This window comes from Streptomyces dioscori, from assembly GCF_003024195.1.
GTDB classification, from domain to species: Bacteria; Actinomycetota; Actinomycetes; order Streptomycetales; family Streptomycetaceae; genus Streptomyces; species Streptomyces dioscori.
Genome location: NZ_KZ679042.1, coordinates 113,735 through 130,184, shown reverse-complemented (window position 1 = coordinate 130,184; position 16,450 = coordinate 113,735). Strand labels below are relative to the sequence as shown.

Genomic DNA, 16,450 nt, shown 5'->3' with positions numbered 1-16,450 from the left:
GGCGTGAGCCCTTGCCCGCCGCATCGGCGTGTCAGCCGTCGACGGTGTTGTAGTTGACGATGCCCTCCACCAGGAGGGCGACCGCCCCGACGAGTGGACTGTCCGCCCCTTTTCGCACGACGTCGGGTAAGCGGTGTGCCTCGTCCTCGGTGACCGCCACCATGCCCCAGAACGCGTTGAAGGCCGCGGGATCCACCGGCTTGTCGGTGGCCGCCGCGACCGTCGTGACGCCGTCACCCCCGACCAGGGCCAGCGCGCCCATCTGCCGCAGGGTGTCGGGATCCCGCTCCTCGGCGGCCACCACACTCCAACCCGCCACCTCCACCTGCTGCAGGGCGGCAAAAAGACTGCCGGCGCTTCCCGGACCGGAGACAACGATGTCAGGCAGGACAAGGGCCACCGGCCCCCGCGTCATGGGCAGGGCGGACCGGATCGCGCCGTCCAGGTCCGGTTCGAACGACTGGTCCTGGTGGACGAAGACGAGTTGAAGGGTGTCGGCGTAGCGCGTCAGATAGCTGACCGTGTCCAGCTTGTGCGTCCCGAACACGACGACCAGGCGCACATTGAGTCCGCTCTTGGCCAGTTCGACGACGGCCTCCAGGCTGCGGTCCAGCACGGTGACCCCGGGAGCCAGGCAGTGCAGCTCCTTCGAGTAGGGCGCTCTGAAGCGGGTTCCGAATCCGGCGCAGGGCAAGATGATCGAGACATCGGGGACGGGCGCGGACGGTCTATGCATTGAGCCGCTCTCAGGTTGTGTTGACGACAGGGAACCTTGCACGCGTCGGCGGGTACGGGCGCCCAGGACCGGCGTCGGTCCGTCGGTCTGAAGGCACGCCGACGATCACGGTAGCCATCGGGCCGGTCCCGCGCGAGAGGGCGTGGAGCGACGGGATCGTCCGCGTCGGCCACCACGGCGCCGTACCCGGCGGCGCACACCCGCCTCGGGCCGAGGAGCCGTCGTCGACCGGTGCCGGGTGAAACCCGTGTGGCCACGGATGCGCATGGGCAGGCATGGGCCGAACGCGTGGCAGGCCGGAGCGAAAGAGGGTGCACGATGCGGGTGTTGTTGTCCACATACGGGACGCGCGGCGATGTCGAACCGCTGGTGGCCCTCGCGGTGCGGTTACAGGCGCTCGGTGTGGAGATACGGATGTGCGCCCCGCCGGACGAGGAGTTCGTGCGGCGGCTGGCGGACATCGGTGTGCGCCTGGTCCCGGTCGGGCCGCCCGTGCGGGCCATGATGCGCGGGACAAGTCTGCCCCCGGCAGCCGAACTGTCCCGCTACCGGAACGAGTTGGTCGACGCGCAGTTCGACGTCCTGCCCGCGGCGGTCGAAGGGTGCGACGCACTCGTGGTGGCCGGCCTGGCACAGATCGGAGCGCGGTCCGTGGCCGAGGCCGCGGGCATCCGCTATGTGTACGCGAGCTATTCGGCGGTCAACCTGCCGTCACCGCACCATGCGCCGCCGCCCCGGCCGGGCTGGCCCCAACCGGAGACCGCCGACAACCTGACCCGGTGGAAGCTGGACGCCCAGCAGGTGAACGCGCAGTTCGCCGAGACACTCAACGGCCACCGGGCAGCGCTCGGCCTGTCACCCGTGGACAACGTGCGCGACCACGTCTACTCCGACCGGCCGTGGCTGGCGGCGGACCCGGTCCTGGGCCGGTGGCCGGACACCCCTGACCTCGACGTGATACAGACGGGCGCGTGGGGCCTGCCCGACGAACGCCCGCTCCCCGCCGACCTGTTGGCGTTCCTCGACGCCGGCGCACCGCCCGTCTACGTGGGCTTCGGCAGCCTGCGCCCGGCACCGGACATCGCCCGCAGGGCCGTCGAGGAGCTCCGCGCACAGGGGCAGCGCGTCCTCGTCTCCCGCGGCTGGGCGGACCTGGACGTGGCCGAGGACCGGGACGACTGCTTCACCATCGGCGAGGTCAGCCACCGGACGCTGTTCGGCAGGGTGGCCGCGGTAGTGCACCACGGCGGCGCCGGTACGACGCTGACGGCGGCCCGCGCGGGCGTGCCGCAGGTGGTGGTCCCACTTCAACTGGCGGACAACCCCTACTGGGCGAGCCGGGTGGCGGCCCTGGACATCGGCGCGGCCCTCGACGGCTCGACACTCACCGACGACGCACTCACCCTCGCGGTCAAGACGGCCCTGGCACCCGGGACGCGGGCGAGGGCGGCGGATCTGGGCCCCAGGATCCACACCGACGGAGCGGAGGTGGCCGCGAGACTGCTGGTCGACTCCCTCCGGTGAGCGAGGCCGATCCGGCCGGGGCCGCACCCCGTGCCGCGCTGACGTCGGCTGCTAGCGTTCGGGCGCATGGAAGAGAGTGTGTACGTGGGCAACGCCGGCAAGGACGCGGCCCTGGACCGGGGCTGGCTGCTCGGACACTTCAAGGAGCACGGCGACCCTCGCCACAGCGATGCCCTGGAGGTCAAGTGGGGCGTTCACCCACGGGGCGAGGAACGGGCGCAGTGGGTGGAGGGCGAGGTGCGGACAGCTCTCCTCGTGCTCGTCTCGGGCCGCTTCCGCATGGAGTTCCCCGGTCGTAGCGTGCTGCTGGAGGAACAGGGCGACTACGTCGTGTGGGGCCAGGGAGTGGACCACTCCTGGGTCGCGGAGGACGAGTCCGTCGTCCTGACCGTGCGGTGGCCCTCCGTGCCCGGATACGCCGTACCGCGCGACGAAGAGCGCACAGCACCGCAGAGCTGAACACGGTCTCTGCTCGTACACGGCCTGGGACATGTGCTGTGCTCAGCCACATGCGCCTGCCGGCAGGGGCCCACTGACTCGGCGTGACCGGTGTCATCCGTTCACGTCGTGTTCGCCGCGCAACCATCGGCCGTTCCCGCATGTCTCACAGGCGAACGTCACCCGTGAGCGGCCTCGAAGCCGCGTGCTTCCAGGAGGACTTGTGGGTATCCGCAGACTGGCCGTATCGACCGCAGTGGTCGCCGCTCTGACCGGCAGTTTCAGTGTGCAGATCGTCGCGGGCACCGCGTCCGCCGCGGAGCGCGCCACCGCCGTGCGTGAGGACTTCAACGGCGACGGTTACCAGGACATCGCCGTCGCCGCACCCGGCGCCACGGTGGGTGGCCACGCCTGGGCCGGTTACCTCACCATCACCTACGGCTCGGCGAACGGCCTCGACACGGCCCACGCCACCGTCATCACCCAGGACACCCCGGGTGTCCCCGGCGCCCCCGCCGACAACGGCGCGTTCGGCTACGCGCTCGTTCCCCGGGACCTGGACGGCGACGGCCTGACCGACCTGGCCGTGACGAGCCGCGAGTACCGGCCGGAGGACAACATCAGCGGATCGGTGATCGTCCTGTGGGGGCGGAGGACGGGAATCTCCGGCCAGGACTCCGTCCGCGTCGCAGGCGCCCCGGCGAACGCCGAGGTCGGCGAGGACATCACCGCGGGCGACTTCGACGCGGACGGCCACACGGACCTGTTCCTGCGCAACGGCGACGACTACGACTACCGCGACGTGCTGTACGGCCCGTTCGACCGCACCGGCGCCCCCGCCCGCAAGCAGCCGCTGCTGGCCTTCAGCACGGACAACAGCATCTCCTCCACCGCGGCCGGCGACTTCGACGGCGACGGCATCGAGGACCTCGCGACGTTCTACGTCTACGAGAACCACGCCGAGGGCGGCAAGCTGTGGCGAGGCACGAAGGACGGCCTGTCCACCGTCCCGCAGCGGCTGTCCTCCGCGTCCGCCACGGCCGTCGCCGACTTCGACCAGGACGGTTACGCCGACCTCGCCACCCGCGAATTCCCGGGCGGCGACACGGAGATGGTCGACGACCCGGGGACCGTCAAGATCTATTACGGCTCGGCCGCGGGTCCCAGCCAGACGCGTACGCAGACCATCACGCAGCAGACCGCGGGCGTGCCCGGCGTGAGTGAGAAGAACGACGCCTTCGGTGCGCGCCTGAGCGCGGGCGACGCGAACGGCGACGGGTACCCCGACCTGGCCGTGGGCGTCCCCGGTGAGGCGATCGGCTCGGTCGCCAGGGCCGGTTCCGTGGTGCTCCTCAAGGGCGGCAGGGGCGGGCTCACCGGCACGGGCGCGCAGGCGTTCCACCAGGACACCGCGAACGTGCCGGGGGTCGCCGAGAAGAACGACGTGTTCGGCGGCTCGGTCCGGCTGCTGGATGTGACCGGTGACGGGAAGGCGGACCTCACCGCGGGCGCGCCGGGGGAGGACCTCGGCACGGTCAGGAACGGCGGCGCGGTATGGCTGCTGCGTGGTGCGGCAGCCGGCCTGACGGCCTCGAAGTCGGCCGCGCACAACCCCGTGGACCTCGGGACGCCGTCGGCGCAGGCCGAATACGGCTGGAACCTCAGCGGCGACAACGGTCCCGGCGTGCAGAGCCCCTGACCGGGGCCGGCTGTCAGGGTGCGGCCGAGCAGATCCTTTGATCGGGTGCGGCTGCAAGGGCGCGGCCGCGCAGATCCCGTGTCCGGGCCGGCTGTCAGGGTGCGGCCGTGCTGTGGAACCGGGCTCGGTACTGCGTCGGAGCGGTACCGAGGACGCGCTGGAAGACGCGTCGCAAGGACTCCGACGAGCCGAATCCCGCCTGCTGGGCGACCTCCTCGACGGTCCCGGTACCCGCTTCGAGGAGTGTCCTGGCGGCCTCGACCCGGACGGACTCCACGTACCGTCCGGGCGTCATACCGACCTCGGCGCGAAATAGCCGTTCGAGATGGCGGCCGCTCAGCCCGGCCTCGGCGGCCAGCGCGGTGAGGGTATGGCCGGCCGCCGGATCCTCGGTGACGCGGTCCATCACCCGGCGTACCGCCGGATGCCGCGGCTGCCGGGGAGTCAGCCGGGCGCTGAACTGCGCCTGCCCACCGGGCCGGGCCATGAACACGACGAGTTGCCTGGCCACGGCGCGGGCGGTCTCGGCACCCCGGTCCTCTTCGACCAGGGCCAGCGAGAGGTCGATGCCCGCGGTGACACCGGCCGACGTGAGCACATGCCCGTCCCGCGCGAAGACCGGGTTGTCCTCCACCCGGACCCGGGGATAGGCGGCGGCCAGCTGCGCCGCGAGCTCCCAGTGCGTGGCCGCGCGGCGGCCGTCCAGGATCCCGGCCTCGGCGAGGAGGAAGGCTCCCGCACACACCGACGCCACACGCTCCGCCTGTCCGGCCATCCGCGCCACCAAGGTCACCAGGGCGGTGTCGGCCACCGCCGCACGCCAGTCCTGCCGTCCCGCGACCAGCAGGGTGCTGTGGCGCCGAGAAAGTCCGACAGGCGGCTCGCCGGCCCCGATGACCAGACCCGACGAGGTGGTGACCGATTCGCCGGTCGGCGAGACGACCCGCACGTCGTAGTCGCCCCCGTAGCGGTTGGCCGTCGTGAAGACCTCCACGGGTCCGGTGACATCGAGGAGCTGCACCCCGTCGAACGCCACGACGACGACCGTGCGCCGAGGGCGGGCTACTCCTTCCACGCGGAGTCCTGGATCGTCCGGACGAAGTCTCCCCGCTCGAAACCGGGGACGAAGTGCTCCAGCACGTCCGCCTTCACATTGCCGAAGGTCGTCTCGGGCTTGGAGCGGATGCCGTCGGTGAAGGCGTCCAGGATGCGGCGCTTGAAGTCGGGGCGCGGGTGCAGGGCCACGACGGCACGGCGCTCCTCGGCGGAGATGCTGTCGTACCCGATGCCCAGGACGTCGTACTCGACCCCCGCGGTGACCAGCGCGACCTCCGGTTCCATGTACGGGGGGATGCCGGGGGTGGTGTGCAGGGCGATCGACGTCCAGACGCGGCGGACGCTGTCCTCGGGGACGCCGTGGGCCTGCAGGAACCGCCTGGCCTCGGCCGCGCTGTCCACCTCGAACCGACGGCCGCTGTCATGGAACTCCTGGTTCAGACCGACGTCGTGGAACATCGCCCCGATATAGAGCAGTTCCGCGTCGAAGCTGAGGTCACGCTCGCGGCCCTGGAGGCTGCCGAAGAAGTACACCCGGCGCGAGTGGTGGTAGATGAGCTCGTCGGTGGTGTCCCGGACGAGTTCCGTCGCCTCGCGCACCAGCTGGGTGGCGGGCACCGTCACACCCGCGGCCGTAACAAGATCGATCGACATGCTGCTGCTCTCCACTTCCTGTCGGCGCACCCGGTTGGACCGCCACCAACAGCTTGGTCCGACGGCGTGCCGTCCGCCATGGCGATATCGTCCCCTGTCCCACAGATGACGACATGCGGCCGCCGCGCATCCTTCTACCCGTCGGCGGGGCTCCGCTGCGGCTGCAGATCGTGCTGGTACCAGGTGCCGGCCTTGCCGCCGAGGTGTGCCGGGTCGGCCGGGCCGACGGGCACGAACCCGACACGGGTCAGTACCGCCCGGGACGCGGCATTCCGATGTGAGGTGGCCGCCCGCAGGGTGCGCAGTCCGTGCCGGGACGCCGCCAGTCGGCACACCTCCCGCACGGTCGCGGTCGCCACGCCACGGCCGGCCACGTGCTGCGCGACGCGGTAGCCGAGATGCGCGGTGCCGTTCTCCAGGTCGTACAGGTTGAACCTGCCGAGCACCGAGCCGTCGTCGGCGACGAGCACATAGAAGGCGCAGACGCCGGCCTCCTGCTCGGCCAGCGCGGTGCTGTGCCGGTCGGCAAACTCGTCGAAGTAGGCGTCACCGCGGTCGGAAACGGCGTCCGCGAAGTAGGCGCGGTTGGCCAGCTCGAAGGCCAGGACCGCAGCAGCGTGGTCGGCGTGCAGTTGTGTCAGTTCAGGCACTGCCCGACTGTATCCAGGAGCTTCCCCGAGGCCACCTGGTTTTCCCCCGCGGCAACTGGTGTACGGGGTACGGCCTCAAGGGCTGACGGTGACCAGCACCCGGCCGCGCCCGCCCGCGTCGACCCGGTCGTGGGCCTCGGCGATGTCCTCCAGCGGGTGACGGTCACCGATGTCGACGGTGAGGGCGCCGGCCGCGGCCGCCGCGGTGAGGTCACGGGCGGCCTGCCGTCTGGCCGCCGCGGGGAAGTCGTCGCTGCCGAGCAGGCGGAGGGTGACGTTGTTGAACAGCAGTGGCCAGAAGGGGAGTTCGGTGCGGTCGGCGTGGGTGCCGTAGGCGGCGATGACGGCGTCGAGTGCGGTGACCGCGTTGTCGAGATCCGCGTTGGCCGACAGGGAGACCTCGACGACACGGTGCACGCCTTCGGGCGCGAACGAGCGGATCTCGGCCGCGGGATCGGCCGCGTCCAGAGCGACGGTGTGGGGGAGGACCCCCGGGTCGACGCGATCCAGATCGCCGCCGCGGCGGACGGTGCCGATGACCGTGGCGCCGCCCCAGCGGGCGAGCTGGGCGGCGAGGGAGCCGACGCCGCCGAGCACCCCGTGCACGAGTACGGTGCGGCCGTCGACCGGGCCGTCCGCGAACACCGCGCGGTGGGCGGTGATGCCGGGGATACCGAGGCTCGCGCCGAGTTCGTCACTGAGATGGCCGGGGAGCGGGACGGCCTGGGGACCGGGTACGACGGTGAACTGGGCGGCGGTGCCGAAGGCGCGGTAGGACTGGGCGCCGTGGACCCATACCCGCTGTCCGACGCGCCGGGCGTCGACTCCCGCGCCCACCTCGTCGATGACGCCGGCGGCGTCGCTGTGCGGGACGACCCTCGGGTACGGCATCGAGGAGCCGAGCCAGCCGCGGCGCTTCTTCGTGTCACCCGGGTTGACGCCGGAGACGCGGACGCGGACCTCGCCGGGGCCGGGGTGGGGGTCGGGCAGTTCACCGACGCGCAACACATCGGCGGCGGGGCCTTGTTCGTCGTACCAGGACGCAAGCATGGATGTGCCTCCGGAGTCTTTCAGGAGTGCCCCGCCTCGGCGAGCCGGCGGATGGCCGGACAGGGACTGCCGCCACCGACCGGACGGGCATGACCGGTGTGCCGCACGACACGACGACGCGGCTCATGTGTCAGACGTCCTGTCTGTTCGGGTCCCGTAGGCGGTCGAGTCCCTTCTTGATGGCGTTGAAGGGTGAGCTGATCGGCCTGGGGGTCTCCGCGGCGGACGACCGGGGCGTACCGTTGCCGTTCGTGAACTCGGCCAGCGCGGCCTGTGCCGCGTCGGCCGCCTCGCGGTAGAGGTCGCAGGACTTGGTCATGGCGTCGAGGGCCTCGGCGTACTTGACGGCCATGCTCCGGGCGTGGGCCAGTTCCTCTTCCGGGGTCAACAGGTGCCAGCCCTGGCGCAGTTGCGTCAGGGCCTGCTCGGCGCCGTCGGGCAGAGGGCGCGGCAGACCGGCGAACTCCTCGATGAGGGCGAGGAGTTCCGTGGGTTCGGAGCCGTCGAGGAAGACCGTGTGCACGCTGAAATGCTCCGCGTCGTGGTCCCGGCTCCGCGGCTGGACGGGCAGGACGACGGCGCCGCCGCGCGGCATCCGTACACCCAGTTCCCGTTTCATCGCGAAGTCGGCGGTCTCGGACTGCGCAGGCGTGGCCCGGTGCTCGACGACCCGGTGGCGCAGGCTCGGCGGCAGGAACGCGGAGACCGGCCGCTGCCCGCTCGCGTCCGGCGTCATGGCCTCGTGCACCACGACATGGATGTACCAGGTGTTGCGCGTGCAGTCCCGCAGGTGGCGGCGCAGCTCGCTGTCGTCCGTCGGCAGGTGGTTCGCCGCCCGCAGACGTACACCGGGCACCGCGTCGTGATCCCAGGCGACCCGGTCGCTGTCGGGCCAGAACATGGTGGCGGGCGAGGGCCATCGGAAGTCCCACGGCAGGTCCGCCTCGGCGGCCAGGACCCAGCTGACCGCCTCGTCGTCCGTACGGCGGCCCCGATGCTCGTACGTGGTCAGCTGTGCGCGCACCATGACGCCGTCCGCCACGCGCCAGCGGGCCTCGAAGAGCCGGCGGGCCGACGGGCCGGGCGCTGCGGACGCCTCACGCGGGTGCAGGACGGTGGAGCGGGACGCCTCCACGGGATCGAGGTCCAGGAAGTCGTCGAGGACCCCGGCCGCCTTGAGGGCGATGAGATTGCGTCGCACGTCCTGCTCGGGATCGGCCCCGAGGTGACGCCCGCGTGCCAGCCACACGGTGCCGGGGACGGTCGTCGCTGAGCTGCTGTTCTTAGCCATGGAACCGTTCTGTGGAAGATCAATGCCTTTACCAGTATGGCCCCTGCCGCCGCACACGCCGTCGCACACGCCGTCGTACCCACCGCTGCACGCGCGGTGCCGCGTCAGGCCGCGTCGGCGTTCTCGGCGACGAGGCCTGTGAGGAAGGTGCCGATCGCGGCCTCGAACGCCTCGGGGAAGGCCGGGTGCATGAACGCCAGACTTGAGTCGGCCTGGAAGGCGGCGAGCTGCGCGGGGGCGGGGCGGCTGCGGGTCCAGAAGGCGCCGACGAGGATGATGACCATGTGCGCGGCGCGCAGCGCCCGCTCGTCGTCGAGTTCGGGGAGCAGGTCGCGGAGCCGCTCGGCCAGCCAGTGGATGGCGTCGCGCGAGGACCGCTTGTACCGGGCCGCGACGTCGACGGAGACGTTGTGCTCAAGGATCGCGTGCTGCGCGCTCAGCAGTTCGCACAGCATCGGGTGGGCGGCGAACGTGCCGGCCAGCCGTGCCGCGACCTGGCGCGCCCGCTCCGGAGCGGGCGCGGACGGGTCGGCCCACCAGGGGAGCGTCTCGGTGACATCGGCCCGGTAGCGGGTGGCCTCCTCGGAGAGCAGATCGAGCAGGACCGCCTCACGCGACTCGAAGTAGCGCGTCATGGCGGACTTCGCCAGCCCGACGCGGCGGCTGAGTTCGTTGAGGCTCACCGCTGCCACCGGCATCTCGTCCAGCATGCCGGCCGCGGTTTCCAGGATGCTCCGCCGACGTACCGCACGCTGCTCGTCGCTCCGTGCCCGCTGGAAGGTCGCCATCCCCGGAGAATAGTCGACCGCCGGTCCATTGACTGTGGACCGGCGGTACATTAATTTCAATGTACCGCCGGTCCACTATTGCCGGTATCCGGACGGGTCATGCTGCCGCCGGCCGAGGGAAGGGGCACGTCATGGAGGTCGCAGAGGTCACGGAAGCCGTCGACCGGGTCGACCCGGACCGGTGGCGGGCCACGCCGCCGACGGAGCGGCTGAGGCTGCTCCGCCTGGTCCAGGCGAACATCGACCGGCATTTCGACGAGCTGATGTCGGCGGACTGCCGAGCGAAGGGCATCGACCCGGCCGACCCGGCCGACGCCCACCAGGTGGGCACGAGCATCCAGCGGGTCCTGGTGCCGATGGCCGCGAACATCGCGGCCGCCATCGACCTGTACGAGGGCCTGGTCCGCGCCCGCCCGCTCCAGCCGCTGGCGGTCACCCCGGCCGGGGACGGCCGCTTCGACGTCCTGGTCTCCCCGCGCGGGAAGGACCGCCTGCTCAACGGCGACCGGACCGACGTGCTGCGCGTCGTCGGAGAGCCTCGCAGGGTGGACCCGTACGCGAAGCCCGGTGGCATCGTCGCCGTCCTGGGGGCTGGGAACGTCGCGTCGTCCTTCGAGATGGTCCGGGCCCTCTTCGTCGACAGCTGTGTGGTCGTCCACAAGCCCCACCACCTCAACGAGGACGCCGACCGGGTGTGGGAGAAGGTTCTGCAACCGCTCGTGGACGTCCACGCGGCCTCCTTCTGCCCCGCCGCCGAAGGGCCCGCACTGACCCGCGAGCCCCGCCTCTCGAAGATCTACTTCACCGGGGGGACCGCCTCCGCCAAAGCCATCATGAAGGCCACGGACACGGAGCTGGTCTCCGAGTGCGGTGGTAACAACCCGTGCGTCGTCGTCCCCGGCGACCGTCCGTGGACGGACCGGGAGATCCGGCACCAGGCACTCCAGATCGCCACCATCGTCACGATCAGCGGCGGTTCGATCTGCGGCCGGACGCAGACCCTGGTGACGAGCCGGCACTGGCCGCAACGGCGGCAGTTACTGGACGCGATCACCGTCGCCCTGCGCGACCTCACGCCCGGCTCCAGCACCAGCTACCCCGGAGTCGACAAGACCTTCGAGGCCTTCCGCGACGCCTACCCGGACGGGCGGCTCATCCAGCCCGTGGACGGCCGCCCCGCTTCACAGGTCATGGTGATCGAGGACGTCGGCACCGAGGGCTTCGCGCTCGACCACGAGGCGTTCTGCCAGGTCATGAGCGAGGTCGCGCTCGACGTCGCACCCGACGCCGGGACGTTCCTTCCCGCGGCCGCGGAGTTCGTCAACGAGAACCTCCTCGGAACCCTCGCCGCGACGATCCTCATCGACGAGGACACCAGGAAGACGCACGCGGCCACCGTCGACCGCGCGGTCACGGACCTCCGCTACGGCGCCGTCGGCGTCAACACGATGCCGCCGGTGATCTGGACGAACCCCTACCTCATCTGGGGTGGCAACGAGGAGGGCCGCGAGTTCGTCTCCGGCCGCGGGAACTTCGGCAACCTCCTGGGCTACGAGAACGCCGAGAAGTCCATCGTGGTCAGCGGCTTCACCTCCCCGGGCCACCTGCTGATGACGAGCAAACGGGGCTGGCTGGACCTGTCGACGCGCTTCGCCCGGTACGCCGTCCGCCCCACGTGGCCCCGCCTGCTCGCCCTCGCCTTCACCGCGACGCGCGGCCTCTTCCGGCGCGGCGGCCCACCTGCGACCTGACGCCAGGACATCTGTCCCCTGGGCACCTGACCCCTGGGCACCTGATACCTGGGCACCTGCTACCTGGGCACCTGATACCTGCTCGCTCAAGCCGGTCGCGCCGCGTCACTGCGTCCGCTCACGGCCTGCGCAGCAGCGCGCAGACGAAGTTCTCCTCGACGGTCCGCAGCCGCTCCAGAAGTTCCGGCTCGGTCGACTTGTTGACCTGGGTGGTGAGGGAGACGGTCAGTGACCGCTTGCCGTCCGGGGTGGCCGCGATCAGCTGGGTGTAGCCGGGGAAGTTGCCCGTGTGCCCGTACACCACGCCGCAGCGGGTGGCGTACCGGAAGAGGGCGAGACCGGCCTTGTTCCGGCCGGGACCCGCGGGTTCGGACGCGCCGTCGACCCAGTTCAGCTGCTGACGGCGCGTCCGGTCGGAGATCAGCTTTCCACCGGCGTAACCGCGGACGAAGGCCGTCATGTCCTTCGGAGTCGAGATGATCCCGCCCGACGCCCACACGCCCGACGTACCCAGCACCTCGCTGACGTCCTCGGGCACGTTCTGCGCGGTGACGTCGTAGCCGTGCATGTACGGCTCGGGCATCCGGAAACCCTGCGGCAGGCTGGTGCTGCGCAGATCCAACGGGCGGTACACGAGCTCGTCGAGCAGATCCTCGTAGCGCCGGTCCGTCACCGCCTCCGCCATCAGCGCCACGGCGATGTTGTCGGAGTTGGAGTAGGCGTACCGGGCCCCCGGACGGAACGCCAGCGGCTCGCCGGCCACGAAGTCCAGCAGCCGGCGGGAGTCGAAACGGCGGCGCGGGTTCTCGGTCACCAGAGCCAGGAACTCCGGGGCCGCGCTGAAGTCCGGCAGTCCGCTGGTGTGGTTCAGGAGCTGCCGCAGCGTCACGCGATGCCATGCGTGCGGCAGTCGGGGGAGCACCTTGCCGATGGTGTCGTTCAGGCGCAGATCCCCGCCGTCGACGAGCCGGAGGGCGACGGCGCCGCTGTACGCCTTGGCCGTACTGGCGATACGCATGTGGTCGGTGACCTCGATCGGACGGTCGGTGCCGGTCTCGGCGACGCCCGCCCGGTAGACCTCGGCACGGGATCCGCGCTTGAGGACGGCGATCACTCCGGGAGGCCCGCCTGGCGCGGTGGTCAGGTCCTGCAACTGCTGCCGCAGCGCGCGGTCACGACCTGCGGGACCGTCCACGGCGTGGGCCGGCGCCTGCACGGGAGCAGCCATGCAGGCGGCGGCCAGCAGAGCGGCAAGAGGGAGGCGGGCCTGCGTAAAGCGGGGAACTCGCACGGAGGGACTCCTGAGGCGTGAGCGCGGTGGGATGCCCAGTACAGAAACAAACCGGTGGACTGAGATCCACATGACGCGGCCGTGCTGCATCTCAACGAGTGACCCGCAGGCGTGGCCGACGGCGACCACGCGCCAGCACGGAACCGCGCAGGCAGCGACCCCTGCCGCACTGTCGCAGTACAAGACCGCGACTCCGGGGTACCTCGTCGGCGCGCAGGACCATGGCGCCCCGGCCCACTGCAGCCCACGGTGGTCCGGGACCTGCTGTCGAGCTCGTGACGCGTCCCCATCGATTCCATCGAGAGGAGTTGCCGAGTGGCCCGTACAAAGGGACCTGTTCTGCGCACCCAGAGGCTTGTGACGGAACCGATCCGCCGTGGTGACAGCGACGACCTCTTCGAAGCCGTGGTCAGCCAGGACAGTGTCATGCGATGGCTGGCGACCGGCCGGGCGGACAGCCGGTCCGCGGCCCGGGCCATGTGCGAGGACCACGTCGCCCACTGGAGCAGACACGGTTACGGCGACTTCGCGGTCAGGGATGCCGCGACGCGCACGTTTCTCGGCCGGGTGGGACTGCGTAACCGGGCCCGGCACGGAGTCGACATCGGGTTCGCCGTGCACCCGCGGACCCAGGGGCGGGGGATCGCCGCCGAGGCGGGCGCAGCATGCCTGGACCTGGCGTTTCGCCGCCTCGCGCCGGGCCCCGTTTCTCCGGATGGCAAAACCGCGCTCCACGACGGCCTGCCCGACCCCTTCGAGGTGGACGGGGTCGGCAGCGTGGTGTGGGCCGACAGGGAACACACCCTCACGGCCGTCTCCGCGGGCCGGCCGGTCGCTTCCGCGGGGTGGCTGCTGCGGGACATGACGTTGGACGGCGCGGCGCGGCGCGGCGCGCCGCGCCGCCGGGCTGGGCGGTGTGCTGGTGCATCCCGCCCATCGAGGCAGGGGCATCGCCCGTACGCTCATCAGCGTGGCGGTCGAACACGCACGGTCGGCCGGCGCCGAGACGATGGTCCTCCTCTGCCCCCAGGCCGACGTACTCCGGTCCGCGGTAGCCCGGGTGACGTCGTAACTCGCCCACGCTGAGGCGAAACCCCGGATGCCATTCGACCGGGCACGGGAGACGACGGGCCGCGGATTCGACCTCTGTGCCACCACCGATCGGACTGCGGCGGTAGTTCAACGCGCCGTACACGGGGCGTTGTTGGGGCGGGGCGTCGTCGTACGCGCCGCCGAAGATGCGGCTCTCCCGACGGAAGCGGTCCCCGCAGGGATGAGCCGTCAGACCGCCGTTGCTCGTGCCGGTCACGAACTGCGACCGGTAGACACCGTCCTCTGTCATCCGGAACAGGATCGGGCGGCTCCCCGCGGCGCGATCGGGGTGAGAGCGCATCGTCACCCGCAAGTCGCCGGGCAGCGGCTTCCGTGGCGTGCCTCGGGGGTTGCGTTCACCGCCACCAAATGCATCCGAGTAAATGACTCATTGCCTGAATTGCATTTGAAGCAAGCGGTGAATGCTCCTAGTGTCGAGCCACGCCCCGGGAAGTCTCCACTCCCAGCGGCCCAGCGGCGAATTCGGCCCCCCTCGTCCGTCAAGCGAAGGAGTCAGTACGTTGTCCAAGAAATTCACGGTGATTGTCGGCGGCGGTCTCGTAGGGCTCACCGCTGCGGCCTCCCTCAAACTCATCGGGCATGATGTCCTAGTGCTGGAACAGGCACCGCGCATTCGAGCCGTCGGCGCCGGTATCGGTCTGTGGGCCAATGCGCTGCGGGAGTTCGACCATCTCGGCATCGGCCCGGCGATCAGGGACATGGGCATCGAACAGAACACGTGGTTCTTCAATCCCGTCGGCGACCCGGTCCGGGCTCCCGGTTACACCGACAGCGATCACCAGTTCCTCCTCGTACCGCGCCCCGAGTTGAACAACCTTCTCGCCGACACCGTCGGTCGCGACCGCATCCGCCTCGACGCCCACGTGAGCGGATATACCGAGACCGGATCCGACGTCGTCGTGCACCTCGCCGACGGCGAAACGCTTCGCACGGATCTGCTGATCGGCGCGGACGGCGTCCACTCGCACGTACGCAGACAATTGGTGCCGGGAAGCGACGCCACCGCGCACTCCGGCCACTACGCCTGGCGCGCGATCGTGCCGTCCGGCGACCGGAGCGCGGACGCCACCGTGCTCACCGTCGGCCACCGCCGAACCCGCGGCGGGTACGCGAAGGTCGCCCGTGACCGGACCGTCTGGATGGTCAACCAGTTCGATGCCGGACCGCTCACCGGAAGCAAGCGCGAACGCGCACTGGAACGCGCGCGGAATCTGGCCGAGGCCGGTTGGAACGACGACCTCCTGTCGATGATCGCCGAGACGCCGGAGGAATCCATCCTGGAAAACCAGGTCATGCTGGTCCCGGAGCTGTCCCACTGGACGAGCGCGCGCGTCGCTCTGGTCGGCGACGCCGCGCACGGGCTGTCGCCCCACATCGCTTCCGGAGGCACCCTCGGCATCGAGGACGTCGGCGTCCTGCGTGGCAGCCTCAGCGCCGAAGCCGACCTCGGGAAAGGCCTCACCGCCTACGAGGATGCCCGCAGTGCCCGTTTCGCGGCGGTGCGCGAGCATTCCGCGGCCGTCGAACGCGCCGGCGACGCGGCCGAGTTCGCGCAGCGCTACGCCGCGTTCAGCCACTGGATGCTCACCACGGCACCCGCCACCTGACAGGTGATCGGTGATCACCGGTGGAGTCATCACCCGGAAGTCATCATCCGGAAGTCGTCATCCGGAAGTCGTCACCGGGGAAGGCGGCATCCGGGAAGTAGTCGCCCAGGGAATTCCGACCAGATGAAAGCAGTAGGCCGTACATGCCGGACTGGATAGACCTCGCAGAGTCCTTAATAGCGTCGCCCGCACTCTATGCCGTACTCATCGCGGTGTCCTTGCTCGACTCTTTCCTCCCCTTGATCCCGAGTGAACCCGTCGTGATCATCGCAGGCGTCGCCGGCGCGACCGGGCAGACGAACATCGTGCTCGTCATCGTCGCCACGACGGTCGGCGCATTTCTCGGCGACCTCGTTCCCTACTCCATCGGCCGTTCGACGGGGGAACGCGTACTGAAGCGCCTGCCGGTCGGTAGCAAGCGCCGAAAGGCGTACGACTGGTTCGAGCGCGAACTCGAAGCGCGCGGCGGTTTCGTACTCGTCTCCACGCGCTTCGTACCGGTCGGCCGCTACCTCGCCACGGGAACGGCGGGAATGGTGAGATATCCGCTGCGCAAGTTCATGCTGTACGTGGCGATCTCCACCTCCACGTGGAGTGCCTATACGGCACTGTCCGGATACGTCGGTGGCGTCTTCTTCCAGGAGAACACGTTCCTTGCCATCGCTGTCGGCGTGGGGCTCGCCTTCGCCGTAACCGGAGTGGTCGAGTGCGTACGACACATCCGGCGCCGCAGGAACCCCGTCGAGCCGGATGCCGCCGTAGCGACGCAGCCCCCGAACTGACCGGGAGAAGGAACCTGGGA

General features: G+C 70.5%; 15 protein-coding genes and 2 pseudogenes. 8 read left to right on the top strand and 9 right to left on the bottom strand.

The features are described 5' to 3' along the window. Positions 1-31 precede the first annotated feature (31 nt). On the bottom strand, positions 32-736 hold the full coding sequence (locus tag C6Y14_RS14590) for a glycosyltransferase family protein (protein WP_107017083.1): 705 nt from the start codon (positions 734-736) through the stop codon (positions 32-34). 318 nt (positions 737-1,054) lie between these two features. Here C6Y14_RS14590 and C6Y14_RS14585 point away from each other — a divergent pair, with 318 nt between their 5' ends. From C6Y14_RS14585 to C6Y14_RS14575, 3 genes are all read left to right on the top strand, one after another. Continuing rightward, a complete protein-coding gene (locus C6Y14_RS14585) occupies positions 1,055-2,260 on the top strand; it encodes a glycosyltransferase (protein ID WP_107017082.1) in 1,206 nt (401 codons plus the stop codon). A 66-nt stretch (positions 2,261-2,326) separates the two neighbouring features. After that, positions 2,327-2,719 (top strand): cupin domain-containing protein, encoded by a 393-nt coding sequence (locus tag C6Y14_RS14580; RefSeq protein ID WP_107017081.1) that lies wholly within the window; start codon positions 2,327-2,329, stop codon positions 2,717-2,719. A 202-nt stretch (positions 2,720-2,921) separates the two neighbouring features. Then, positions 2,922-4,397 carry an FG-GAP and VCBS repeat-containing protein gene (locus C6Y14_RS14575; protein ID WP_225891076.1) on the top strand — a complete coding sequence of 492 codons (1,476 nt, stop codon included), beginning with the start codon at positions 2,922-2,924 and terminating at the stop codon, positions 4,395-4,397. A gap of 94 nt (positions 4,398-4,491) precedes the next feature. On the opposite strand, the gene C6Y14_RS14570 is transcribed toward C6Y14_RS14575, so the two are convergent. The 6 genes from C6Y14_RS14570 to C6Y14_RS14545 form a co-directional block, all read right to left on the bottom strand. After that, positions 4,492-5,472, bottom strand: a complete 981-nt coding sequence (locus tag C6Y14_RS14570; protein ID WP_107017079.1) for a GlxA family transcriptional regulator — start codon at positions 5,470-5,472, stop codon at positions 4,492-4,494. Then, positions 5,460-6,107, bottom strand: coding sequence for an HD domain-containing protein (locus tag C6Y14_RS14565; RefSeq protein WP_107017078.1), 648 nt, complete (start codon positions 6,105-6,107; stop codon positions 5,460-5,462). The genes C6Y14_RS14570 and C6Y14_RS14565 overlap by 13 nt, the downstream gene beginning before the upstream one ends. A 134-nt stretch (positions 6,108-6,241) precedes the next feature. After that, positions 6,242-6,757 (bottom strand): GNAT family N-acetyltransferase, encoded by a 516-nt coding sequence (locus C6Y14_RS14560; protein WP_107017077.1) that lies wholly within the window; start codon positions 6,755-6,757, stop codon positions 6,242-6,244. Between the two features lie 75 nt (positions 6,758-6,832). Then, positions 6,833-7,807 carry an NADPH:quinone reductase gene (locus tag C6Y14_RS14555; protein WP_107017076.1) on the bottom strand — a complete coding sequence of 325 codons (975 nt, stop codon included), beginning with the start codon at positions 7,805-7,807 and terminating at the stop codon, positions 6,833-6,835. A 130-nt stretch (positions 7,808-7,937) separates the two neighbouring features. Continuing rightward, a complete protein-coding gene (locus C6Y14_RS14550; RefSeq protein ID WP_107017075.1) occupies positions 7,938-9,098 on the bottom strand; it encodes a hypothetical protein in 1,161 nt (386 codons plus the stop codon). Between the two features lie 104 nt (positions 9,099-9,202). After that, a complete protein-coding gene (locus tag C6Y14_RS14545) occupies positions 9,203-9,886 on the bottom strand; it encodes a TetR/AcrR family transcriptional regulator (RefSeq protein WP_107017074.1) in 684 nt (227 codons plus the stop codon). 131 nt (positions 9,887-10,017) lie between these two features. Between C6Y14_RS14545 and C6Y14_RS14540 the strand changes: the two genes are divergently transcribed. After that, a complete protein-coding gene (locus tag C6Y14_RS14540) occupies positions 10,018-11,637 on the top strand; it encodes an aldehyde dehydrogenase family protein (protein WP_107017073.1) in 1,620 nt (539 codons plus the stop codon). 118 nt (positions 11,638-11,755) lie between these two features. Here the strand turns inward: C6Y14_RS14540 and C6Y14_RS14535 are convergent, their stop codons facing one another. After that, the gene (locus C6Y14_RS14535) at positions 11,756-12,865 is read right to left on the bottom strand and encodes a serine hydrolase domain-containing protein (protein WP_225891118.1); all 1,110 of its coding nucleotides are present in this window, start codon (positions 12,863-12,865) and stop codon (positions 11,756-11,758) included. Positions 12,866-13,243: 378 nt separating this feature from the next. Here C6Y14_RS14535 and C6Y14_RS45865 point away from each other — a divergent pair. Both C6Y14_RS45865 and C6Y14_RS45860 read left to right on the top strand, forming a co-directional pair. Further along, a pseudogene (locus C6Y14_RS45865) lies at positions 13,244-13,561 on the top strand (GNAT family N-acetyltransferase); the annotation flags it as partial. Positions 13,562-13,844: 283 nt separating this feature from the next. Continuing rightward, on the top strand, positions 13,845-14,000 hold the full coding sequence (locus tag C6Y14_RS45860; protein ID WP_159074251.1) for a GNAT family N-acetyltransferase: 156 nt from the start codon (positions 13,845-13,847) through the stop codon (positions 13,998-14,000). Here C6Y14_RS45860 and C6Y14_RS14525 read toward each other — a convergent pair. After that, positions 13,950-14,321, bottom strand: a pseudogene (locus tag C6Y14_RS14525) (DUF3626 domain-containing protein); the annotation flags it as partial. The gene C6Y14_RS45860 and the pseudogene C6Y14_RS14525 overlap by 51 nt on opposite strands. 220 nt (positions 14,322-14,541) lie before the next feature. Here C6Y14_RS14525 and C6Y14_RS14520 point away from each other — a divergent pair. Both C6Y14_RS14520 and C6Y14_RS14515 read left to right on the top strand, forming a co-directional pair. Continuing rightward, positions 14,542-15,648 carry an FAD-dependent monooxygenase gene (locus tag C6Y14_RS14520; protein ID WP_107017071.1) on the top strand — a complete coding sequence of 369 codons (1,107 nt, stop codon included), beginning with the start codon at positions 14,542-14,544 and terminating at the stop codon, positions 15,646-15,648. Positions 15,649-15,791: 143 nt separating this feature from the next. Beyond that, a complete protein-coding gene (locus tag C6Y14_RS14515) occupies positions 15,792-16,430 on the top strand; it encodes a DedA family protein (protein WP_107017070.1) in 639 nt (212 codons plus the stop codon). Positions 16,431-16,450: the final 20 nt, after the last annotated feature.